The organism is Levilactobacillus fuyuanensis (assembly GCF_003946395.1).
Lineage (GTDB): Bacteria > Bacillota > Bacilli > Lactobacillales > Lactobacillaceae > Levilactobacillus > Levilactobacillus fuyuanensis.
Genome location: NZ_RHNZ01000005.1, coordinates 70,854 through 93,910 on the forward strand (window position 1 = coordinate 70,854; position 23,057 = coordinate 93,910).

Genomic DNA, 23,057 nt, shown 5'->3' on the forward strand with positions numbered 1-23,057 from the left:
TTCTGTCAATTGTTTCCGCTTTCTTCTGGCCTTATCGTTGAGACAAGCAAGAAATCCAAAACGAAGAAGGTCATCTCCATGAATATCTATCAAACGATGTATCGGCCGCTAAAACCGGCTGGGATTGACGATCGACGTGCAAATATTGTTGGTGGTGGGATTGCTGGACTGGCAACTGCGGTATTTCTGATTGACGACGCACAGATGCCAGCGCGTAACATTACGATTTTCGAGAAGAAACCCGTTATGGGAGGCTCGATGGACGGAACCAAGGATAGCCAAGGTTACCTGTGTCGGGCTGAACGTGAACTGGAACCCTACATGGAATGTCTGTGGTACCTCTGCAGTAAGATTCCATCACTGGAGAATCCCGGGCGGACGGTGTTGGATGACGTGGTCGACTTTAACCGTGATGAACCCATTCACAGTGAAGCGCGGGTCATCATCAACCAAGGTGAAATCGACAGCCACTACCACGATTACAAATTAAAGCCGGAATATGCGGCAACCATGCAACTGATCGTGAACTCGACGGAAGAGGAGTTGGCCGACAAACGGTTGGACGAATTCTTCGACCCCGGCTTCTTCCGCACCAACTTCTGGACTTGCTTCCACAGCCAACTGGCCTTCAAACACTACCACAGTGCGATCGAATGCCGGCGTTACTGGCAACGGTTCACCTTCATTTCCCGGCACGAGTACTTGGAAGGCTTCGTGCACACGAAGTACAACGAATACGATGCCATCATCCTGCCAATCGAACGTTGGTTGATCGACCAGGGTGTCCACTTTGAAAATAACTTTAACGTGACCGACTTGGGCTTCTCCGACGCCAACAACACGGTCAATGAAATTATCGCAACCCGTGACGGCAACGCTGCCAACGTTCATGTGAACCGGCAGGACTTGGTCTTCGTCACGACCGGTTCCATCAGTGAAAACAGTACCTTCGGCGACAACCACACCGTGGCGCCGACGAACCGCGATACTGAGGATATGGGAACCTTCACGATTTGGCAGAACTTAGCAAAGAAGGATGCGAAGTTTGGTCATCCTGAGAAGTTCTTAGGTCAGATTGACAAGACCAAGTGGATCTCCTTCTTCCCAACGGTTAAGGATTATCCCGAATTCTTCAAACGGATTGAAGAGATGTCTGGCAGTCCGGCTGGTACGGGTGGACTGATGACGTTCAAGGATTCCAACTGGGACCTGTCCTTTGAAATTCACCACAAGCCATTCTTCCCGTATCAAGCTGACGATGAAGAAGTTGGCTGGGGCTACGGCTTGTACGGTGAGAACGAAGGGAACTACATCAAGAAACGGATGTGGGACTGTACCGGAGATGAGATCCTGACGGAACTGCTCTATCATCTGGGAATGCTCGACATCAAGGATGAAGTTCTCGCCCACACCTACATGTCGACGGCGATGATGCCATACTGTACCAGCCAGTTCATGCCACGTAAGGCGGGCGATCGTCCGCTGGGCGTGCCAGCTGGATGCACCAACTTGGGCCTGTTAGGGCAGTTTGTGGAAATTGACGATGACGTGGTCTTCACGGTAGAAACTTCCGTCCGGACCGGGTTAGAAGCCGTTTACCAACTGCTGAACTTTGACAAGAAGCCACTGGAAGTCAACCCCTCGCGTTACGACATCCGGTACCTCTTGGAACGGCTCAAGCGATTCCAAGGTATCCATGGCGATGTGACGGTCGCGGACTTGCCACAGGTTGACCCCGCAGAGTTGCCCGCTCTGACGGAGAAACTCCTGAAGGTCGTCAACGCCGTACCACCGTACTACCAGATGTATCTTGGCCGTGACCAAACAATCCCCCAAAAGGCCGCGGTGCTCCATCCTAAGGCACCACACAGCAAATAATCGACCCTTTACCCCCGTAGATCCTGTGTGATGTTTGTGAAAAAGGCTGCCGTCATGGCGGCCTTTTTTTGCGTTGTTAAGTGATCAAGATAACTCCTATCCGTATTGTAATATGGGGTGAGAATGATGGTCAGCGCAAACGAATTTAAGCCACAAGTCCTGGCACCAAATTCAGATGGTTTGCGTAGTATACGGGACTGCCAGAAGTTTGGCTAGCCCCCTAAAATAAGGGGATTTATAAAAGGACGGCGCGTGACTGGGGCTATCGGCTTTCAAATTCTCAAAATAATTTCTTCAAACTCGAAGTCCTGCTAATAGCCGTCCAACATCATGTGAGGCCTTATCTACCCCGCCTATAAACAGTTATGCTATTCTAAAACTATCATAATGTTTTGAGGGGGATTTTGGATGAACAAAGGACGCGTGGAGGCTTTCACGGATGCTGTGATCGCAATTGCGCTGACCATTATGATTTTGGAATTTAAGACGCCGGAGGAACCGACGTTTACGGCGCTAATGGCGAACTGGAGTTATCTCGTGGCGTATCTGATTAGTTTTCTATTTATCGGTGTGGCTTGGTACAACCATCACTACATGTTTAGTCTGACCAAACGGGTGACGAAGAAAATCTATTGGGTCAATAATCTCTGGATTCTGACCATGAGTATGTTGCCGGTCTCGACAGCTTGGGCTGGACGGTTTATTAACGATGTTCAACCGGAGTTATTCTACTTCTTTATTTTCACGTTGTGGGCCTTGGCTTACGCGGCACTATCCTATACCGTTATGCGAACCAACCGGAAGGACCATCCGGAAATCGCCGAGAAGATTCGAAAGATACCGGCTTACCGATTACACGCGAATGTTTGGTTCTGGCTGATCTGGGCGGGTGTGATTGCCCTCATCTTTTACTGGCCACCAATATCATTGGTCTTCACAACGGCGGAGTTGGTGCTGATGGCCGTTCTGACGCCGGCGGATAGTGATAAATTATTTTAAAATAATGGACACTAAAGGACCCATCAAAACATACAGATGGGTCTTTTTGGCGCAACCGGCCGGACGTGGTATCCTAAACGTATCAATTGTTTTGGAGGAGTCTCATGCAAGATGAATTATTTAGTATCCCCCCAGTCGTTTATTGGGGCTGGTTGGTGCCGCTCTTATTCGGCGCCATCTTCTTTACCAGCTATGCCATCGAGAAACGGCGACTGAGCAATGGCATCTGGTTTTCACTGTTCTTCTACAGCACCATGGTCATGCTGGCTGTCTCAATTATGGGATATGGCAACAAGCTCCTGTTCGGTTTTAGTCTGATTGCCTTCATCGGGGTGATCCTACTGATTGGGCTGGCGTTCGTGCTCCAAGCCTTCCTCTTGCTGTGGAATGCGTGGATTGTCTGGCGCCGCGAGAGTCATACGCTGGCGAACATGCTGACGTTATTTCTGGGTATCGCAATTCTGCTAGCTCCGTTTATCATGCGGCTGACCTCGCTTTACCTGCCATTGCCGCTGGCGACGTTCATTAATTTATTTCCTGGCATGGTTATTTTCTACGTGCTCTTTTGGTTCTACAACTACTTAACGATGCTGGTGATTTATCAGTTCAACCATCCGCGTTACCGGCAGGATTACCTGATTGTTTTGGGGGCGGGCCTGCTAAATGGAAATGAGGTTTCTCCGCTACTGGGTCAACGGATCGATCGCGCCTTAAAATTTTACCGCAAGCAACTGCGTAAGATTGGCCAAGGCCCTGTGATCATCTTCTCCGGAGGTCAAGGTGGTGACGAAACGGTGCCCGAGGGGGTGGCTATGCGCCAATACGCCATTGACCATGGTTTACCACCTGAGCAGGCGATTGCCGAAGATCAATCGAGGACCACCTATGAGAACATGGTCTTTTCCAAGAAGATCATCGCTGACCGAGGCACTGTTCAACCACGGATAACGTTTGTGACCAATGGCTACCACACTTTCCGCGCGGGGATGATTGCCCGCAAGGCTGGTCTGAAAGCCAATGGTATTGGTGCCCACACGGCGAAGTTCTTCCTACCCAACGCCATCATTCGCGAATACATCGCCATTTTCGTTGGCAATAAGCGTTGGCACGCCATCGCCATTGGGTTGATGTTCGTACTGAGTCTGGTTCTCGTTTGGGCGGAATATCAATAAAATTGTATTGTAAGCAACCATGAAGCATCAATAAAACAGGAATTTCAGGTTTCTCCACAATAGAGAACTCTGAAATTCCTGCTTTTAGTTACTCATCACGATGGGCCTGATAGCTTGCGAACGCCGCGTAACCTAATGCGATGGCCAGCAAAGTTCCCAGACCGTAAAATAAGATATTCCCCAGTGCTACCATAAATGGTGCCCTCCCTATGTCGATTAACCTCTAATATAATATCAAAAGGTTAATATCGGGTAAACCGGTAGCGGCTAGTTTGTTAATTTGTAATATTTGGCGGGCTATTTCACGAGGTAAACGTGGTCCTTGACCAAGTCAATCGGCGTGAAGTGGTGGTTCAACGCGCGGGTATCCTTGTTTTCCAGAAGCTCGGAGTGATTCCAGAAGTCTTCGGAACCGGTTGCGCCGTGGGGTTCTCCAATGACGACGAAGTCCACATCCTTATTCGCGGCGCGGATGGCCTGCAGTAGCTCCCAATCCAGTGGTAAGCCGTCGGGAGACCAAGACATGACGACCACGCCGACCTCATCTTGATACTTTTCCCAGGCGTCGACGGCGGCCAACGGTTCGATGGCTGTCAGCGGGTGCCGACCCGTTTCGTTTTCACTGGTCCACGCCTGACTATCCGTGGCGTAGACCGTCTTGTGGGCGTCGCGAAGGCCTTTGGAAATGTAGCCATTGCCAGCCATCACTTCTAGCACGGCCCGGTCACCCACGAATTTCGCGAGATCGGTCACGAATGGGGCAGACGTGTAGGCCCACATCCCGTAGTGTGTCTCCAAGTAATCGCGGAAGGACCGCAAGTCATGGTCCAAGTCGGGCAGGGCGGCAGTCAGCTCATTCCAGAGCTTATCCCCAGTCGCATCGCCAGCGGGATACTTTTCGCCCAACTTCTTAAAAATTTGGTCCTGCACATCATCCGGCAGCTGAAGGAGGGGGACTTGTTGTGGCAAATCGCCAGCAGCCAGCATCCGGTCGGCCAGCAGAATATTACTGATCAGAATCTTAACGGCAGGAAAGTCATTGAATTGATGATAATAGTCCGTCATTCGCGCAATATAGGTGGTTTTCCGCTGGGTTAAGGGTTGATGGCGAATCTTTTTTTTGAGCTTTTTGAGTTTTTTAGGATTCAAGGGAGAGGGTCCTTTCGAAAGTGAATTTGTAATTTAAAGAGAAACTAAGAGGAAGCTTGATTGGTCTATGGGCTAAACCGGTGTTAGCCGAGAGGGTGGTGAAAATAGGCCCAGCCGTGGGAATTATCTTAGTGGCTGGGCCACTTAGATAATTGGTATCTTTGAAACTCGGTTCTCAGTGGTTCAAAGTAAGCCTAGAGACCGTTCTTTGGCTCTAGGCGTCCGCCTACCGCGTCACGGCCTATTTTCATCACCCGGTAAGGCGAATGGACACCGGTTTAGCCCCAAGAACCAATAAAAAGTCGACCGGCGAGAACCGGCCGACTCATCATATTTAATGGTCGTCTAAATGCAGATCCAATTCTTCTTGCTGGTTGGTATCCTGCGGCGTAACTCGGTTTTCCCGGCCGTGCAGGTAGCCATCGATCAATTGGTAGATTTCATAACGATCGCGACCGCTCAGCAGTTCCCGGTTGAAGCTGAGTTGTTTACCGGAGAGGAATAACCGCCCGAGATCGTACTCGTCACGTTCGGCCTTCCCAGTGAGGTAGTCCATGGTGACGTCGAAGTATTCCGCGAGCTTACGGACCTCGATAAATGAAGGGGTCCGGATACCCCGTTCCCAATTACCAATCTGTGAAGCCGTGTTTTTGGAATGGTCATCCGGCCCCACGGACTGTTGTTCGTTTAAGCCCGTTGCCAGTTGTTCCAATGTAATGTGTTGACCGCGCCGTAAAGCCCGAAGTCGTTCAGAAAACATTCAACTCACCCGTTTCTTTCGATAGTCTTTACGCTTATTATACCACTTAGCGTTGCTTTTAACCGAAAGTTGACTATTTCACCAGTGAATCGGTTAGCCGCATAAATTCTGCAACATCCTGTTTGATCAATTTAACACCGGCCGACCAGAAGTCCGGCTTGGTCAGGTCGACTCCGAGGTGCTTCTGGGCCAGCTCTTCAGTGGACATGTTCGCCGTGTCCCGGAGTAAGGCGATGTAGCTATCCTCAAAGTCACCCTCCTGCTGAGCCTTGGCGTAGATACCCAGACTGAATAGATAGCCGAAGACATAGGGGAAGTTGTAGAAGGCGGGTTCGTCGATGTAGAAATGCAGTTTGCTGGCCCACAGGTGTGGCGAGTAGGTCGACAGGTCGTGACCGAAGGCTTCCTTCTGGGCGTTTAACATCAGCTCGTTGAGTTCGGCTGGGGTAACCAGCTTCTTCTGTCGGAGTTGGTAGAAGTGCGTTTCAAAGAGGAACCGTGCGCGGATATTCAGGAACATGGCTAGTGGATTATCCATCTTGGCGTTGATCAGCGTAATCTTCTCCGCGTCGGTCTTAGCGGCCTTGACGTTGGCATCCGCCACGATCAATTCACCAAAGGTCGAGGCCGTTTCTGCCACGTTCATGGCGTAGTCTTGCCGCAACTGAGGTAAGTCTTCCATGACGCTGGAGTGAAAGGCGTGGCCCAACTCATGTGCCAGGGTGGAGACGTCGTTTGGTGAGCCAGTGAAGGTCATGAAGATCCGCGATTCATTGGTCTCTGGGGCACTTTCCATCCAGCCACCAGGCGCCTTGCCAGCGCGGTCTTCGGCTTCGATCCAACGGTTTTCAAAGGCCCGTTGCGCAAGTGCCGCCATCTTCGGGGAGAACTCACCGTAGTGCTTGATAATAAAGGCTGCAGCTTCGTCGTAAGTGAAGTGGTGGAGTTGGCTACCCGGCAGGTTGATCGGTGCTTCCACGTCCTGCCAACCGGCATGCTTCTTGCCTAACAGTGCCGCCTTGCGGTCGAGGTAGTCGAGGAGAAATTGCTTATTGTCGTCGACCACTTGCCAAATGGTATTCAGAGTTTCGGCACTTAACCGATTGTCCTTTAAAGGTTCACGCAGAAAATCAGTGGTGCCATGAGCAGCGTATTCGGTCAATCGGAAGCCAGCCAAATGGTTCAACGTGTCGGCAAAGAGCTGTTCCTTGTCCGTCCAGGCCTGTTCCCACGCGGGTAAGAGGTCGGCCCGGTATTGCGGATCGGCGTTTCCCAACAGATTGTTGTCGGCTTGCCCAGCGGATAGCGTGACGGGGTTACCATCCGCATCGTGGAAGGGCACGGTAACCGTGGCGACCAGGGAGTCGTAGTGCGAGCTCCAGGCGGCTTTACCATCGAGGTTGAGCCGGCTGATGAGGGCCTCGGTCTTGTCGTCCAGCAGTTCCTTCCCATCCTCGCGCATTTCCTTCAGGTTGAAGGCGATTGGTTTAAGGTCGGGTTGGGCTAACATCTCGGCAAAGTTAGCGTCGGGAACTTGGACCAGAACCTTTTTGAGCTTGCCACTAACGTTGTCGGCCTGGGTGCCGAGGTCTCGCAGTTGGGCTTCCATCGGGGCCACGTCGGGATTGTTGACGTCGGCGGAACCTACGGCGGTGATGAAGATACCCGCCTGGCCGATGGCGTTGTTGATGGCCTGAAGCTGGGTGATCAGTTTCAGAAATTGCTGATACTGTGGGGCGTCACTGGCCGCATCCCAGCGGTCCAGGAGATCGCCGAGGGCCGCAATGGCAGTCTTGGTCTGTGCCAATTTCGTTTTCAATTGAGCGGAGTTGATGCCGCCACTAAAGAGTGAATCGAGATCCCAATTCAAAGAATATTTCATAAGCAGGCCCTCCTAGGCAATGTTTTAGCTTGAAATTAAGGTGATATCACGCGGTGAAGTCGCATGTAAACGGCGCATGTTGTGCCTATTATAGCAAACTTCGTATTGATTGCGCTTGCCGGAAGAACTCCGTATACTAACGGAAGAGAGAAATTGTGTGCAGGCCCATCGCGGCGGGCGCAGGGAATTGGGAGGCAACAATTGTGAGTAAACGAAAAAAATGGGGACTGATCAGTCTCGGCGTCATCGTCGTGCTGATTGCGGGGGGCTTGCTGGGTGCGAGTCTGTACTTCTACAACATGACGGTGGCTAGCGGCAAGAAGGACTTTGTCGCAAGTGGGACAACGCTGAAGAAGAGCGACCCGATGTACAGCCAGAAAAAGTGGTATCAGGATGTGAAGAAGCAACGGTGGACGGAGAAGGCCGCCGGGGCCAATTTGAAATTAGTCGCTGACTACATTCCAGCGGCCAAGGCCACCAAGAAGACAGTCGTGCTGGTCCACGGCTTTGGGTCCAACAAGGAAGCCATGGGGGGCTATGTCGCCATGTTCCATCAGTTGGGCTACAACACGCTGATTCCGGATACGCGCGGTCAGGGCCAGAGCCAGGGGAAAGTCATCAGTTATGGCTACTATGAGAGTAAAGATTATCTGAAATGGGTCAATCAGGTCATCGCCAAGCAGGGGAAGCAGTCGCAGGTCGTTCTATTCGGGGTCTCCATGGGGGGCGCCACGACCATGATGACCAGTGGCCTGAAGACGCCGAGTCAGCTGAAAGCCTACATTGAAGACTGTGGGTATACCGATGCCCAGTCAGAAATCACCTACCAGGCCAAGCAGATGTACAACATTCCTTATTGGCCGCTGGTGCCGTTAACCAGTACGGTGGCGCGGGTCAAGGCCGGCTTCCATTTCAAGGATGCCAACGCCGTCGCCGCGGTTAAGAAAAACCATAAACCAATGCTATTCATTCACGGCGGGGCGGATACCTTCGTGCCGACGCGAATGGTCTACCAAGTCTATCGGGCCGACAACGGACCTAAGCAATTACTGATTGTACCGGGTGCCAAGCACGCAGCAGCACTGTCTCACAGTCCAGCAGTGTACGAACGCAAGGTTAAGGCATTTTTGGCGGAATATATTAAGTAATTGGGTTCAGTGAAAGAATTATAAGGATTGGTAATTTTTAAAGGGTATGCGGCGGCGATATTCGGCTAGTTTCCATGGGTAAAGACTATGCTAGCTGGCAGAATCTCTGGCAGCCGCAAGCGACAACTTCGAACAGGAAAGGGTGGTGACGCACATGGAAATGGAGACAACGCGGCAATTTCGCCCGGTGACCGACACGGTGCTGGGCCTGGGCGCGACCCTTTTGATGGGGGCCATCGATGCCGACACCTTTCTCAAGCACGGCGAGGTCCTGGTCAGCGCCCAGACGGGGAACCTGATCGTGGGGGTGGTCAAGCTGGTCACGACTGGTTGGCAAGCCGCGTGGGTCAACGGATTCGTGTGGGTCGGCTACTTTCTGGGGTGTTTCGTGGCACAGGGCCTGAGCGAACACGTGAGTGAGCATGATCATCGCCGGCAAATGCGGTGGCTAATGCTGATTGATGTGGTGGCTTACGCTGCATTGGCCGGATTGCAGCGTAGTCTGCCCGAGCAGTGGCTGCTATTTTCCTTAGGAATCATGGCTGGCTTTGAGCTGACCACCTTTCGACAGGTTGGTGGGATCGCCATTAATAATGGCATCATGACCGGGAATACAAAAAATATGGCAACCAGTGCCTACCAAGCATTGATCGATGGGAATCGGGCTGCTCGCAAACGATTTTTCCGGTTCATTCTCGTCCTGCTGACCTTCCTGTTGGGGTGTGGGTTGGGCGTTGGTCTCGCAAATTTAGCAGCGCTCGATGTTTTATGGGTAGCCAGTGGGTTCAAGCTAGCCCTACTGTGCTGGCTGTTTGTGCCGATGGCGATGGAAAAACCGCGCACGTGAACGGTTGGGTTGTGGCCGCAAATAGCGTATAATTAACGAGATAAGTGACCAACCCACCCGAGAGCCTTTCGGGACTGAAAACTAAGGAGCACAGCATATTGTTAATAACAGGACTAATTATCGGTCTGTTGTTGATCGGGCTGGTGCTCGGCTACCTCATCAGACGGCGACAACACCGCGCAGAATTAATGGCGGTGCAAGCAAAAGCCCGCGAGATTATTGCCCAGGCGACCGAGCAGACCAAAGCAAAGGTAGACCAGCTTAACCAAAAGAGCCGGCGCGATACCTTGGCCTATCAACAATCCGTAAAAGATGAATTGACCGAACAGCAGAGTGACATTCAGGTAAGAGAACAACGGCGCCAGCAGCGTGAACAGCTCATGGGGCAGATGGCCGTCCGCTTAGACGACCAGACGGCCATGTTAGATGAGCGCAGCCAGGCTAACCGGGATCAACGACAAGCGATTCATTTGCGTCGCGACCAGGCAGGAGAATTGCGTGAAAAACGTGAGGAAACGCTGGCTGAACAGGCGGGGATGGACGCGAAGGCCGCGCAAGACACGGTGGTTCAAAACACCGAGTTGGAATTGAAGCGCGACCGCGACGTTGAGATCAAGGCGTTGAATGATAACGCCGTGGCGAGCGCCGAACGTTGGGCCAAGGACGTGGTGCTTTCTGCCACCGAAAGTGGTCCCCAAGATTTGCCGAAGGAACATTTGGAACACACCGTCACCGTCCCTAATGGTGAGATTCGCAGTAAGATCATCGGTCGCGAGGGCCAGCACATTCGCCTGCTCGAGACGTTGACCGGGACTGATTTGATTTTCGTGCCGGATGATAACACCACGTTATTTATTAGCACACACGATCCAATTCGCCGTGAGGTCGCACGGGTGGCTCTGACCAACTTGGTTGCCAGCCGGCGAATCTCCGCGACACAGATCGAAACGCAGGTCGAAAATGCCCAGCGTGACGTCAACCACAGCTTGTGGGAGACCGGGGAGCAGACCGTGAGCCTGCTTCACGTGGGCTGGATGCATCCCGACCTGATGAAGCTGATTGGCCGTCTCAAGTACCGAACCAGTTATGGTCAAAACGTGTTGCTTCACTCGATTGAAGTCGCCCAGTTGACCGGGGCCATGGCCGCACGCCTGGGCTACAACACCCGCTTAGCGCGTCGTGCTGGTTTACTCCATGACTTGGGGAAGGCCATCGACCATGAAGTTGAGGGCACCCACGTGGAAATCGGAACGGAATTCGCTCAGAAATATGGTGAAGAGGACGTTGTGATCAATGCGATTGCGGCCCACCATGGCGACGTTGAGAAGACGTCACCACTGTCTGACCTAGTTGCTGCGGCCGATGCCATTTCTGGTGCGCGGCCTGGCGCCCGGAGTGAGTCAGTTGAAGATTACATCAACCGACTACGCGCGCTGGAACAGATTGCCAATGAGCAGTCTGGTGTTTCAGAAAGCTACGCCATTCAGGCTGGTCGGGAACTACGGATCATCGTCAAGCCACAAGAGCTGGACGACAGTGCTTCAGCCAAGTTGACCCAAGAAGTGGCCAAGCAGGTTGAAGCCAAGCTGACGTATCCCGGCAAGATCAAGGTCACCACGATTCGAACGTCCACGGCGGTCGAATACGTTGGCGATGAAAAGAAAAAGAAGAAACACAAAAAGAAAAAAGCCGCTAATGCTTAGGCGTTGCGGATGACCTGAAGGTAGTCAACCGGTAGTGATACGGGTTGGTTACCTTTTTTTGATGCGCGTTTATTATGTCTATTGGCCGATGTGAAATGATTTTAAATTTGTTAGAGTTAGATGATGGTGGAAGAAGTATGCGGACAAGAAGTGAGGCGTGATAGTACTGGCGGGTTAAGTTGATGTAAAGCCGTAGGGATGGTGAAAATGGGCTCAACTGTGGGAATTATCTTAGCGGTGAGTTACGCCGCTTAGGTAATTGGTGCGGGTGAAACTCGGTTCTCAGAGGTTCACCCGCAAGCCTAAAGACCGTCCTTTGGCTTTAGGCGTCCGCCCTCAGTGTCACGGCCCATTTTCACCATCCCGAAGGCATTGGCAACACCAGTTTAACAAAAAAGCAGTTATCACTAGCATCTCAGGTAAGGAGATAACAGTGATAACTGCTCTTTAAGCAACGCAAAAATTATTCAGGATCGTAAACGACAGTAAAATTCTTATTTGCAGTGGCGTCAATTGTCGGGTGTTCTTGCAGGTAATCCGCAATGATTTCACTCATGGCACCCTGGCTTTCAGCGCGAATCTTGTCGGCGCTGTACATCGGATAATGACCGCCACCGACCGCACGATACTGGTTCAGTGCAATGCGGAGCCGTTGGTCGTCTTCGATTGGTTGGCCGTGGTAGGTGAGATTTTCAATCCGTTGACCCATCGGTTTGGCCACGTTGATTCGGTAGTCGACGCCTTCGTACATATCGTAATTGTATTGGCGGCGCTTGGGGTGGATGAACGCCGGGTTAACGATAATCTTACCGTCTTGCGAACTAAAGTAACGGGCAGTCACTTCTAGCGCGCCTTTCAAATCCGCACCGGTAATGTTCAGGAGAGACAGACCATTCGGGTAGACGTAGTTAGTCATAATATTTCGCATGGTGATGGGGTTTTCAAATCCACGGGCTTCATCGTTAAATAACGCCGTTGCGGAAATGTCTGCGCCCATCGTGGCCATTTGAACTTTTTGAATAAATTCGATGTAGGGTGTCTCGTCGATGCGGGCTGCAAAGGGGTCGGTGAAGGTCATGTCGCCCTTGATATGGCCTAGCGGTTGATCTAGCCAGTGGCCGACCTCATCGTTCAATCCATTAGCGGCTTTCAGAACCTTTTCGTCCAGTGGTGCTTCGGCTGCTGAGACCAGTTCAGAGTCGTGATTGACGACGATGACCTTGCCATTGGCGTCACGGTCGAGGTCCAGCGTGATTTTACCGATAGCTTGGCCCCGGAAACCGGGTTGCGTGGTGGGGATGTCAAAGACGTCCGTTGCCAGTTGCCGGTGTTGGTGACCGGTGACCAGGGCATCGATGCCGGGAATGGCCTCTAAGATGTGGTAGGCTTCGTTTTCGCCGACGTGAATGTCGTTAGGCTTACCGGTAGTCAGATCGCGTTCAAAGCCACCGTGATAGCATACAACGACGATGTCAGCTTGCTCGCGAATGATGGGCACGTATTTCTTAGCGGCGATGTAGGCCGATTCAAACTGTAGACCGCTGATATTGGTGGCCTTTTCCCACTTGTAGACGGCTTGGGTGGTGAGCCCCAGCACGCCGATCTTGATGCCTTCCTTTTCGATAATACGGTAAGGTTGGCCGTATTCGGGATCCCCATTATTGTCTAAAATGTTGGCACATAAAATAGTTCGCTTAGCATCACGAATCGCAGCTTGTAAATATTTTTGGCCGTAGTTAAACTCGTGATTACCGAGAATCCCACAGTCATAGTCGATTTGGTTATAAATGTTCATTAAGGGTTGAGGATCGCGGTCGGGATTTACCCGCGCCACGTAATAGGCGAGGGGTGACCCCTCAAGGAAATCCCCATTCTCAATGGTGACGACCGGACCCTGTTCCTTGGCAGCGGCTTGCTCTTGAGCAATGACCGTGGCCGCACGGGCCAGTCCGAAGCCCAGTTGGGTGCCCTTCTTCACGTAGTTCGTGGGGAAGACGTACCCGTGGGTATCGCTTGTCGATAAAATTGTCAGCTTCATTAGATCTCACCCTCCAATAACGTCTAACAGATCACTAGCGAACAGCCGCCGAATCTATAACGTGTTAAAGAAATTATAAGCTAGTTTGTACCGAGTGTAAATTTACGATGGCAAATTCTCTTAAATTATGAGGAGTTTTCTCACAATTGGACGAGGAAAGGGCGTGGGAACCGGTTTCTTTTGGGGATGTTTTTTGTTGGAAAATTTTGGAGATGGGGTATTTTGGTTTGGGTCGCTAAATTTTCTCTCGCCAGGATATTTGGGAAATATGCGGCCTCTGAAACGCGTTCAGTCGGGCAGGTCCCTGCGCTTAACCCAGATAAGCACCGGCTCGGCTCCGCCAAGCTGGCACTTATCTACGTTAATGCTCAGGACCTACCGCCCGCCTTCACTCTCTGGTCGAAACGAGTTCCGCAAGCCAGACTCCTCCGCTTAGCAAAATAAGGAACTCCTGTCCGACGAGGCCGTTGCTGATTATTTTGGTTTAGTTCGTTAGATTTTCTCTCGCCATGATACTTGGAAAATATGCAGCTTCGGAAACGAGTTACGCAAGGCAGGTTCTTCCGCTTAGAAAGCTAAGCCCTCCTGTCCGGCGAGGCCGAACAGAAGATCTTAGCTCCCTAATGCTCAGAACCTAATCGCCTTGCTTCACTCTCTTTAACAAAAAAACAGCGACCGGACCAAATTGTCCGCATCGCTGCTTGAAGAAAAAACGTTTATTACGTTTGGAGTTGGTCGATACCATAGCGGATCGACCGTAATTTTTACTTTGGAGGAGTAAAATTATTAACTTATTCGTTCGTAAATTCGTAAGTTATGAGGTCAACTATAACAGGTAATTGTGAAGAAAATATGACGGCGGGAAAATAATCTAATCGGTGCCAGCAATTTCTTGGGTGTAGAGCATCTGGTCCATTGAAACTTGCTGGTAGAGTTCATCCGCCAGTTCTGAGGGAATTGCGCCGGTCGTTCGTCGCTGCTGAATGTAAGTGTATTCGTATTGGAAAGCCTGGATAAATAAGTCATTCTGTTGGTCGGTTGATTTGTTGGCCATGAAGCGGCTGTGACGGGCATTGTAGTAATTGCGGACGGAATTTACCTCAGTCTGGTTGTCCACCGTGGAAATTTCAGTTAAAAAGTTAATGACGCTTGTGTAAATGTCAGCTTCAATTTTTAAATAGTTTTCACGTTGTTGTTGTCTGGCAACATGCTTAACGCGGCGCCAATCGTGACTGAACATGAATGTTATCCGGTGGCCAATGAACCGGAACCATAACGACAGGTTGACGAAAGGATTATGACTGCTCATCTGTGACTTCATCACCAGAATTCGTACGTAGCGGTTGGCAAAGCCGTTAGAAATGACATGATTATCAGCCATTTTTTGGACGGTCTGAACCTCTACCTGAGCCGCTCGATTGAGGAGAATCCGGACTTTTTTACGGTCTGGTCGGATGTCAGTAGCTTGACTACTCAAGGTTTCAATCACGGATTGCGCAACTGCAGTGTCATTCGGATTTTCTTGCGCGAGGCGTTCCGCAGCGTAAGCCACTAACGCTTTACGTTCTTGGACGAGAGTATCGGGGTCTACAGCAGTCGTTTTCTTAGGAAGGATAAACGGTAAGATAATGGTTGGAACCAGTAGACTCAAGATGATGACAATGGCGGCCACGAAGATTAGGGTATTTCTGAAGGGAAAGGCTGCGCCATGGAGTGTTAACGGGAGTGAAAAGGCCATGGCCAGTGTAATGGTTCCGTGGACACCGGAGAGGGCGCCAATCAAGGCGTTCCGCGATCTGTCTTTTTTATCAGAGCGAATCAGTGCCCAGTCGAAACGAATCCAGAGGTAACGCAAGGCTAACATGACCAAGTAAAGGATGACGGCCAGCAGAAGAAAGCTAGGCAATGACTTGGTGCCATCACGTTGAATATTTACCCATACGGTTGGCAGAGAGACACCCAACAGGACAAAGACGAATCCATTTAAAATACTGGTAAAGAAATCCCAGGTGGAGCGTGAGACGAGCTGTAATTGCGTACTGGATAGGCGCAGTTGATTGCTGGAGGCACTGTAGATCAGGCCCGCGGCAACGACAGCCAAGATCCCGGATAATTCAAGGTGTTCTGCAGCCAAATAGATTAGAAATGGCATAATTAAATCATAAGGGATAATCACGCTTGAGGAGTCTTTCCCGCTCTGGACTAGAAAGACCCGGATGATAACGGAGGCAATTCCTAAAACGAGTCCAATTAATAGACCACCAAGAAAGACTACAAAGAAGTGCTTGATGCCGGCATCCAAGGAGAATTGACCAGTCGTGAAAGCAACGAGTGCCAGATTGAAGGCAACCAATCCAGAAGCATCGTTGAAGAGCGATTCACGTTCCAGCATGCCCATGACGCGCTCCGGCACGGCCATGTTACTGGTAATGGAAGAGACGGCAACGGCATCGGTTGGGGTGACGATCGCTGCGAGCGCAAAAGCTAAGGCTAAAGGAATCCCGGCGATAACAGCATGACTTAGATAACCCATACCGACCACTGTTAAGACAGCTAGAATAATGGCCATTGAGATGATTGATCCCATATTTTTGCGGAGCTCACCGGCATTGGCGTTTTTTCCGTCATAGAACATGAGGGGCGCAATGATGATGAGCATGAACATCTCGGGTTCGAGAACGAAGTGGTGGTACATCGGCACCAGTGAAAGGATGGCTCCGGCAAAAATCTGATAGAAAGCTTTCGGAATCACAGGAAAATAGGGATAGACTGTATTGGCGACGATGGTCGCGACAATCAGTAAAACAACAGCGTAAAAGGCTAGCAAAGCGGGTTCCTCCCGACAAAAACGAAATTTATGATGCCTTCATTTTACGCTTCTAGGGATAAAAAGTGGGGAGAAATCCCTTGTCAAAGAAAAGGACTAACCATTTTGGTTAGTTTGAGTAAGCGTTTTTACGAACCGAGTCAAAAAATAAATGAATATTTAAACGAATCAAATGAATATTAATACATTTCAACTCAAAAGAGACGCCTGGACCGTTTCTGACAATTAATTGTGGCCCTATCACGAGATAGTTGAATAACTACCCTAACTTTGTGGAAGCTTAAGCGGCAATGTTTTCAAGGATTCTTGCGACTTATCACAAGTGGATGGATGATTGAGAAAATAGTTGGGAAGGACAACCAACCCACCAAAAAATGTTGGCGGTTATTTAGAAAGTTTCCAAAAAGGGTTGATTATTCATTCAATTGTGGTAACATATAAATTGGTTCTACTAGATAGTTCAGTGAAATATTCGGGGGGAACCAGAACGAGTCAGTTGTTTTTTCTATCGTTACTCAATCCAACGATAAGGAAGTGCTTAGATATGATCAATTTGTATATTGCGCCAAGTAGCGCATCCAGTCGGAAGGCACGAGCATGGCTGAAGGAACACGACATTGCGTTTAACGAACGGAATATCAAGTCCAAGCCACTAAATGCCGCCGAAGTTAAGCAGATTCTGCGCTTAACGGAAAATGGCAGTGAGGACATCATCTCAACGCGGTCCAATGTATTTAAAGAATTACACGTTGATTTAGACAGTCTCTCAGTTAGCCAACTTGTTGACTTAGTTGTTAAGTACCCAGATTTAATCAAGCGACCTATCATCTTTGATGACAAACGACTTGAAGTGGGTTACAACGAAGAGGAAATTCGCCGGTTTTTACCACGTGAAGTGCGGACGGCCGAATTACACCACTTAGAATCACAATTAAGCTCATAGACCGGATCGATCAGTTCTCGGGGGAGTGCTGGTCGGTTTTTTGCGGAGAACACTAAATATAAACGAATAAATAAAGCGATTGCCGAGTCAACTTTTGAGTTGAAGGGGTAGTCGCTTTTTTCGGTTTGTCAGTTTTGCATAGTTTCTTCACGAAGGATAAAAAAGTACTGGGCCATCTGCTCAGTACTTTTCGAATACAGTAAATTTAAGAATTAGTGTTGCCAGTAGCTAACCTGCAACTAACTAAGCGTGTTGTTGCTTCCGGTAGCTCCGGGCCATATTGGTATAGCCGAGCTGTTCCAGAGTGTCAACTACGGTGGCTTCGATCGTTCCCGTAGCAACGACGTCAAAGCCTGCTAGTTGGGCCACGATGAGGCTTTCCACACGGTGGACAACGGTTGGGTCGTTGGTCAGCGCCGATAATGCCGCGTGAATCTGACGGGAATTAAACGGTACGTGCTCTCCAGCCAAATTTTCCACGGTTAGGCCACCTGGATGCATCGTGGTCTGTGATCTTCTTAAAACGTCCATCGTCTCTAGCCCTCCTAGGTTTGCCGAACCCGTTAATCAGAATTTCTAACGACCGGTCAAAATGAGTATAGGTCTATGTTACGATGAATTTCAGAAAATTACAACTAGATATAGTACGAATGTGTGAGACTTTTCTACATATGGTAGTAAGACCACAGATCGTGGCCCTCTAATTTTTCTGTTACTTGATGCCCTTTAGACTTTCCTGACTATGGATCAGTTGAGCGAGCAGCGCGTTGGTTGGGGCAGGCACGTTGAGCTTAGCCCCGAGTTTGGCAACGTAGCCATTAAGAAAGTCGATTTCAGTTGGCCGCTTCTTGGCCATATCTTGGTGCATCGACGGGTAGTGGCCACCATTTTTGCTAGGATCGAACTGTGCGGCAATCAATGCCGTTACATCGGCCGCGCTGAATTGAATCTTAGATGCTGTGGCAACGGCTTCGAACTCGTCCAGGACGGCATCGTTCAGTGTCCGCCAATTAGGAAGACTTCCAAACTCGGCGATATTGCAATCGAACAGGGTGCAGTAAGTATTGAGGACACTATTTAGACCGGCCTTTTTCCAGATGGCGGCTAGGACATTTTCGGCTGGGCTGGCGTTGAGACTGGCACCATTTAAGGTGGTAATCAGTCCGGGTAAGTCTGGGAACTTTTCGGGCACGATGGCCTGCAGGGAAATACTCCCGGTTCCCGTGACCGTAATGTGGCCGGGTCCGGTAAGGCTAGAAGACCAAACCGTGGTTCCCGCGACGACGTGATCCTTTGGCACGTGGCGTTCAATGGTCTCGACGTTCCCAATCCCGTTGGCCAGCGTCAACACGGCGGGCTGATTGCCCAGCACACCGCTGAGTTGTTGGAGCATCTGATCCATCTGCATAGCTTTGGTAAAGAGGATGACGAGGTCAAACTGTTCGGTGACATCTTCAGGCCGCTTAGCCGTCATGTGGTAAACGTGGTTGGTGCCATCATCGGTCGTAACGGTCAGACCTTGTTGCTGAATGGTCGTAACGTGCTCGGCCCAGTTATCGATCAAGGTGACCTGGTTACCAGCTGATTGAAGTTTTACGCCAAAACGGCTACCCATGGCACCCGCGCCGGCAATTGCAATTTTCATTTCAAGCTCACTCCTTCTGTTTGCGTTACTTCCAGTGTAGCAGGTTTCGGTGGGAGCGGCGGGTCAATCTCTGGATTGGCAATTGACATCGCCCAAGTGCTGGATTAACATTAAACCAATTATTTGATGAGAAAATAATGAGAAAATTTATAAATAGCTAGGAGCGATGCGGTATGTCCCAAGGGGTCAGTGCACAAGATCTTTATCGATTAAAATCGGTGTCTCAAGCATCAGCGGCGGATCATCAGATTTTCTTCGTCGAAAACAGTATTGATGAGGCAAATAATCAGTATTTGGCCCGCGTTAAGCGTGTTGACCAAGCTGGTCACACGCAAGACATGGCGGTCAACGGTCAACTGAATTTACAACCTACCGTTGCCGGCAAGCAGTTGTTCTATGCGGCCAAGGTTGGCACAGCAAAGCCGCAACTGTTTACGGTGCCCGTGAGTGGTGGTGAACCGACGTTGGTAACCACGACGACGCCAGGTGAGGCCGTGAATACGGTGATTGCGGCTGCGGACGGCCAAAGCGTTTATTTCAAGACGACTGAGACCGCTGAGCTCCCCAAGTTACCGAACCAAGAAAAGTTTCCTAAGACCCGTCACGTTACTCGGCTAGTGAATAAAGCCGATGGTTACGGCTGGTTACCACAGGACGTGACCTATCGTTTGCGACGCTATTTGCCGGCAACCGGTGTGGTGGAAGAAATCACCCAACAAGGTGCCGACTTCAGCTTGACCTCGGTCAGTCAGGACGGGCGCTACGTCACCATTCTTCAAGATGATCAACCCGATGACGACCGTAACTTTGCCCACGGCGCGTATTGTCTGGATACGCAAACGGGTCAGACAGTAGACCTGACGGCGAGCCTGATTCACGGCCACTTTGCGGATGCCACGCTGTCGCCCGATGGCCAACAGGTGGCGTTGGTCGGGGACAACGGTGCGGCTGGCCGGCATACCGTGGCCAACGTCTACCTCGTCTCTGCCACTGGTGGTGACCTGACTAGTCTGACCGATGACCTGGATGCCGATCCGAATCCCGAATTTGCGGGGGACTTTGTTCAGCAGGCTGGGAGTAAGCTCGTGCGTTGGTTGGATGCCGATCGCGTTGTCTTCGTCACGGCCTTTCACGGACACAGCCAACTCTACGTAGGTGATGCCCGAGGGATTACCCTGATTGACGATACGGCTCGCCAAATCGTGGACCTTGACGTGATTGATGCCGAGACGTTGGCACTGAGTGTTTCCTATCAAGATGAACCGAGTCAGCTCCGGACGTTTACGGTGGCCGATGGGACTGAAGCCGTCAGCTATAATCCCAACGCGGCCTATGAGGGCACCCACGAGTTCGCCCATCCCCAACGTTTCGATTACACGTCTGCGGACGGCCAGACGCTGGAGGGGTGGTACTTGCCAGCGCAAACCAACGCGCCGAAGCAACCGGTCTTGCTCTACGTTCACGGGGGACCGCATGCCAACTATGGTGAGGCCTTCTTCTATGAATTCCAAGTCCACGCGAGTCGTGGCTATGGGGTAGTCTTCTTCAATCCACGGGGCTCGACCAGTTATGGCCAAGCCTTTGAAAGCAACGTGAATGGCCACTACGGCGAGGATGACTACGATGACGTCATGACTGGGCTGGACGCGGCGTTAGCCAAGTTCCCCCAGCTGGACGCGGATCGCCAGTACATTGCCGGTGGATCGTATGGGGGCTTTATGACGACGTGGGCGGTTGGCCACACGAAGCGGTTTGCGGCGGCTGTCTCACAGCGGTCGGTGACGAACTGGATCAGTCTCTTTGGTATCAGTGATATTGGGTTTTACTTCAATCCGGAAGAATTGGCAATCGACTTGTTCGCGGACGGTGGGGTTGAATCCTACTGGAAGCAGTCACCATTGGCCTATGCCCAGAACGTGACGACCCCAATTCGCCTGCTCCACGGGGAGTGGGACATGCGTTGCCCAATCAGTCAATCGGAGGAATTCTTTACCGCCGTCAAACGTAACGGGGTCGATGCGGACTTCATTCGCTACCCGCAGAGTTTCCACGGTATCTCGCGGAACGGGTTACCTAGTCTACGCATTCAGCGGATCGATGACATGACGGCATGGTTCACGGCCCATCCTTCAGTGAACCGGGGCTAGTTTGAAATGCCACTTTAAGATGATGTAAAGAAAATTTAACCTTAGTTGAGGAGGTCGGGTCTGTAAAGGGCGTCGGCCTTTTTGGCGTGGGTGATATTCCCCGGTGTTGCCGCATTGACCATATACAGCGGCCAAACAGAGGAGTATCCTTGCGAGTGGTGCTTTTAGCACTAGACTAAATTGGTGTGTGCAAATTTAATGGATAAAAAAATTATTTCAGGATCATTTTGGCTCTCGTTTGGGAGCATTTTTTCACGAATCTTAGGCGTCGTCTACTTGATTCCCTGGTTGGCGATGATTGGCTCGCCCCAGCATCAGACCGTGGCGCAGGCGCTGTTCAATACGGCCTACACACCTTACGCGCTGTTCATTGCGCTGGGGACGGCGGGTTTTCCGTCCGCGATTGCTCGGCGGGTAGCTTTCTTTAATGGGGAAGATAGCTTCATTAACTCTAAACACATTGCGTTTGCGGGCTTTGGTTTCATGCTGGTGTCCGGTGTGATCTGCGGGGCGTTGTTATACGGCCTCGCACCAATCCTAGCCGCCAACAGTCCCGTTAGATCGGTGGCCAACGCGACGATTGCTATTCGTTGCTTGGTTCCAGCTATCGTGATTCTCCCGTCGATGAGTATTCTCCGCGGCTGGTTTCAAGGGAACGGGGACCTCAAGCCCTTTGGAATTTCGCAACTTTGGGAACAGTTTATCCGGATCATTGTGATTCTCGGCGGGACCTACTGGTTGATTGAAGTCAGCCACCAGGGCTATGTACAGGCAGTCTTTCTGAGCGTCGCGGCGGCCTTTGTGGGTGCCGTGGCCAGTTACCTCTACTTATTAGGGCACTTGTGGCGTCAGCGCGGCGTTTACCGTCAAATGACGGCCGCGAGCCAGACTGGCAAGCAGCATGCCGCGGGCAAGCTCCTGCGGATGATTGGTTATGAGTCGATTCCGTTTGTTATTGTGGGCTCGGGGATTACCCTGAGTCAGCTGATTGATCAGCTTTTCTTCAAGCAGATCATGCAGGGCCTCCTGCACCAGTCGGCGGCGGCCACACAATATGTCTTTACGATCTTCTCGGCCAATCCCAACAAGATTACCACGGTGATCGTGTCGTTGGCGATGGCGGTGGCAGAGACGTCGCTACCGTTGTTGGCGGGGAAGTTAGCCGACATCAAGAAGAATCGCCAAGAGATTGGGGCGCTGTTGACTAACAACGTTCAGCTACTGACGTTTGTCCTCTTGCCGCTGGTGGTGTTGGTGAGCACTTTTGCCTATCCCATCTACGGAATCTTCTTCAACTTTGACGGTGCCGGGGCAACCTATCTGGTGGCCAACGTCTGGCAAAGCTTGGTTCTGGCACTGGCGCTGGACTTATTGACAGTGCTCCAGGCGTTACGGATGAGTAAGAAGGCCACAACATACCTGCTGACCGGACTGGGTATCAAGCTGGTCCTGCAGTTGCCACTGGTCTACCTGTTCCAAGGTTACGGGGCACTGCTGACCACAGGGATTGCCTTTGGTTGGATCACCATCGTTAGCTGGCGTCTGATTCGGCGGAGTTATGCGGTAACCCTTGGCGATATCAAGCCGATTGTCCGGCTGAATCTGGTCTTTGCGGTACTCGCAACGATTCTGGTGGATGGCTGTCAGTGGCTCTTTGGCGGAATCTTCTTTACGGGGAAGCTGCTCACGATGGGCTATGCAGCTGTTCTCGGGTTGATTGCGGTCGGTCTGTACGTCTGGCTGGCTAATCGACTGGGTGTGGCCCAGCTGGTCTTCAAGCGACCACTTAAATTAGAAATTCGGCGTTAAGGTATTGAAGTCTAGGCCAATTGCCTGGACTTTTTGTTTTTGTTAGAATTGATAGGTATTAGGGGATAATCAGCTATAGGAGGCAAAAGGAGCTAACCCAAGGAATTATC

General features: G+C 51.0%; 16 protein-coding genes. 9 read left to right on the forward strand and 7 right to left on the reverse strand.

Features of this window, described 5'->3' with window-relative positions; translation table 11 throughout:
- Positions 1-78 precede the first annotated feature (78 nt).
- The 3 genes from EKM73_RS03345 (at position 79) to EKM73_RS03355 (ending at position 4,049) form a co-directional block, all read left to right on the forward strand.
- Positions 79-1,878: an oleate hydratase gene (locus EKM73_RS03345; protein ID WP_125700573.1), complete on the forward strand. Its 1,800-nt coding sequence runs from the start codon at positions 79-81 to the stop codon at positions 1,876-1,878.
- A 408-nt stretch (positions 1,879-2,286) separates the two neighbouring features.
- Entirely contained in the window at positions 2,287-2,877 is a 591-nt protein-coding gene (locus EKM73_RS03350) for a TMEM175 family protein (RefSeq protein WP_125700574.1), read from the forward strand.
- Positions 2,878-2,981: 104 nt separating this feature from the next.
- Positions 2,982-4,049 carry a YdcF family protein gene (locus EKM73_RS03355; RefSeq protein WP_125700575.1) on the forward strand — a complete coding sequence of 356 codons (1,068 nt, stop codon included), beginning with the start codon at positions 2,982-2,984 and terminating at the stop codon, positions 4,047-4,049.
- A 297-nt stretch (positions 4,050-4,346) separates the two neighbouring features.
- Here the strand turns inward: EKM73_RS03355 and EKM73_RS03360 are convergent, their stop codons facing one another.
- The 3 genes from EKM73_RS03360 to EKM73_RS03370 form a co-directional block, all read right to left on the reverse strand.
- Entirely contained in the window at positions 4,347-5,198 is an 852-nt protein-coding gene (locus EKM73_RS03360; RefSeq protein ID WP_125700576.1) for an SAM-dependent methyltransferase, read from the reverse strand.
- A gap of 334 nt (positions 5,199-5,532) precedes the next feature.
- Complete coding sequence (locus EKM73_RS03365; protein WP_125700577.1) at positions 5,533-5,958, reverse strand: helix-turn-helix domain-containing protein; 426 nt, start codon at positions 5,956-5,958, stop codon at positions 5,533-5,535.
- 73 nt (positions 5,959-6,031) lie between these two features.
- Positions 6,032-7,840: a M3 family oligoendopeptidase gene (locus EKM73_RS03370; RefSeq protein WP_125700578.1), complete on the reverse strand. Its 1,809-nt coding sequence runs from the start codon at positions 7,838-7,840 to the stop codon at positions 6,032-6,034.
- Positions 7,841-8,043: 203 nt separating this feature from the next.
- Here EKM73_RS03370 and EKM73_RS03375 point away from each other — a divergent pair, with 203 nt between their 5' ends.
- The 3 genes from EKM73_RS03375 (at position 8,044) to rny (ending at position 11,538) form a co-directional block, all read left to right on the forward strand.
- A complete protein-coding gene (locus EKM73_RS03375; protein ID WP_125700579.1) occupies positions 8,044-8,988 on the forward strand; it encodes an alpha/beta hydrolase in 945 nt (314 codons plus the stop codon).
- Between the two features lie 154 nt (positions 8,989-9,142).
- Positions 9,143-9,835 carry a YoaK family protein gene (locus EKM73_RS03380; protein ID WP_191988610.1) on the forward strand — a complete coding sequence of 231 codons (693 nt, stop codon included), beginning with the start codon at positions 9,143-9,145 and terminating at the stop codon, positions 9,833-9,835.
- A 98-nt stretch (positions 9,836-9,933) separates the two neighbouring features.
- A complete protein-coding gene (gene rny / locus EKM73_RS03385) occupies positions 9,934-11,538 on the forward strand; it encodes a ribonuclease Y (protein ID WP_125700581.1) in 1,605 nt (534 codons plus the stop codon).
- 463 nt (positions 11,539-12,001) lie between these two features.
- On the opposite strand, the gene EKM73_RS03390 is transcribed toward rny, so the two are convergent.
- Entirely contained in the window at positions 12,002-13,576 is a 1,575-nt protein-coding gene (locus tag EKM73_RS03390) for a bifunctional metallophosphatase/5'-nucleotidase (protein ID WP_125700582.1), read from the reverse strand.
- An 871-nt stretch (positions 13,577-14,447) separates the two neighbouring features.
- Positions 14,448-16,403 carry a cation:proton antiporter gene (locus EKM73_RS03395; protein ID WP_125700583.1) on the reverse strand — a complete coding sequence of 652 codons (1,956 nt, stop codon included), beginning with the start codon at positions 16,401-16,403 and terminating at the stop codon, positions 14,448-14,450.
- A 544-nt stretch (positions 16,404-16,947) separates the two neighbouring features.
- On the opposite strand from EKM73_RS03395, the gene spx reads away from it, so the two are divergent.
- Entirely contained in the window at positions 16,948-17,346 is a 399-nt protein-coding gene (gene spx / locus EKM73_RS03400) for a transcriptional regulator Spx (RefSeq protein WP_125700584.1), read from the forward strand.
- Positions 17,347-17,589: 243 nt separating this feature from the next.
- Here spx and EKM73_RS03405 read toward each other — a convergent pair whose 3' ends face one another.
- Positions 17,590-17,877 carry a hypothetical protein gene (locus EKM73_RS03405; protein WP_125700585.1) on the reverse strand — a complete coding sequence of 96 codons (288 nt, stop codon included), beginning with the start codon at positions 17,875-17,877 and terminating at the stop codon, positions 17,590-17,592.
- A 181-nt stretch (positions 17,878-18,058) separates the two neighbouring features.
- Entirely contained in the window at positions 18,059-18,991 is a 933-nt protein-coding gene (locus tag EKM73_RS03410; RefSeq protein WP_125700586.1) for a ketopantoate reductase family protein, read from the reverse strand.
- 173 nt (positions 18,992-19,164) lie between these two features.
- Here EKM73_RS03410 and EKM73_RS03415 point away from each other — a divergent pair, with 173 nt between their 5' ends.
- Together EKM73_RS03415 and EKM73_RS03420 are read left to right on the forward strand one after the other, a co-directional pair.
- Complete coding sequence (locus EKM73_RS03415) at positions 19,165-21,138, forward strand: S9 family peptidase (RefSeq protein ID WP_125700587.1); 1,974 nt, start codon at positions 19,165-19,167, stop codon at positions 21,136-21,138.
- A gap of 198 nt (positions 21,139-21,336) precedes the next feature.
- Positions 21,337-22,947 carry an oligosaccharide flippase family protein gene (locus EKM73_RS03420; protein ID WP_125700588.1) on the forward strand — a complete coding sequence of 537 codons (1,611 nt, stop codon included), beginning with the start codon at positions 21,337-21,339 and terminating at the stop codon, positions 22,945-22,947.
- Positions 22,948-23,057: the final 110 nt, after the last annotated feature.

What these genes read in the sequence shown, in the direction of transcription:
- EKM73_RS03345 (WP_125700573.1), top strand. Translation starts at nt 79, where the DNA reads ATGAATATCTATCAAACGATGTATCGGCCGCTAAAACCGGCTGGGATT.
- EKM73_RS03350 (WP_125700574.1), top strand. Translation starts at nt 2,287, where the DNA reads ATGAACAAAGGACGCGTGGAGGCTTTCACGGATGCTGTGATCGCAATT.
- EKM73_RS03355 (WP_125700575.1), top strand. Translation starts at nt 2,982, where the DNA reads ATGCAAGATGAATTATTTAGTATCCCCCCAGTCGTTTATTGGGGCTGG.
- EKM73_RS03365 (WP_125700577.1), bottom strand. Translation starts at nt 5,958, where the DNA reads ATGTTTTCTGAACGACTTCGGGCTTTACGGCGCGGTCAACACATTACA.
- EKM73_RS03370 (WP_125700578.1), bottom strand. Translation starts at nt 7,840, where the DNA reads ATGAAATATTCTTTGAATTGGGATCTCGATTCACTCTTTAGTGGCGGC.
- EKM73_RS03380 (WP_191988610.1), top strand. Translation starts at nt 9,143, where the DNA reads ATGGAAATGGAGACAACGCGGCAATTTCGCCCGGTGACCGACACGGTG.
- EKM73_RS03390 (WP_125700582.1), bottom strand. Translation starts at nt 13,576, where the DNA reads ATGAAGCTGACAATTTTATCGACAAGCGATACCCACGGGTACGTCTTC.
- spx (WP_125700584.1), top strand. Translation starts at nt 16,948, where the DNA reads ATGATCAATTTGTATATTGCGCCAAGTAGCGCATCCAGTCGGAAGGCA.
- EKM73_RS03405 (WP_125700585.1), bottom strand. Translation starts at nt 17,877, where the DNA reads ATGGACGTTTTAAGAAGATCACAGACCACGATGCATCCAGGTGGCCTA.
- EKM73_RS03410 (WP_125700586.1), bottom strand. Translation starts at nt 18,991, where the DNA reads ATGAAAATTGCAATTGCCGGCGCGGGTGCCATGGGTAGCCGTTTTGGC.
- EKM73_RS03415 (WP_125700587.1), top strand. Translation starts at nt 19,165, where the DNA reads ATGTCCCAAGGGGTCAGTGCACAAGATCTTTATCGATTAAAATCGGTG.
- EKM73_RS03420 (WP_125700588.1), top strand. Translation starts at nt 21,337, where the DNA reads ATGGATAAAAAAATTATTTCAGGATCATTTTGGCTCTCGTTTGGGAGC.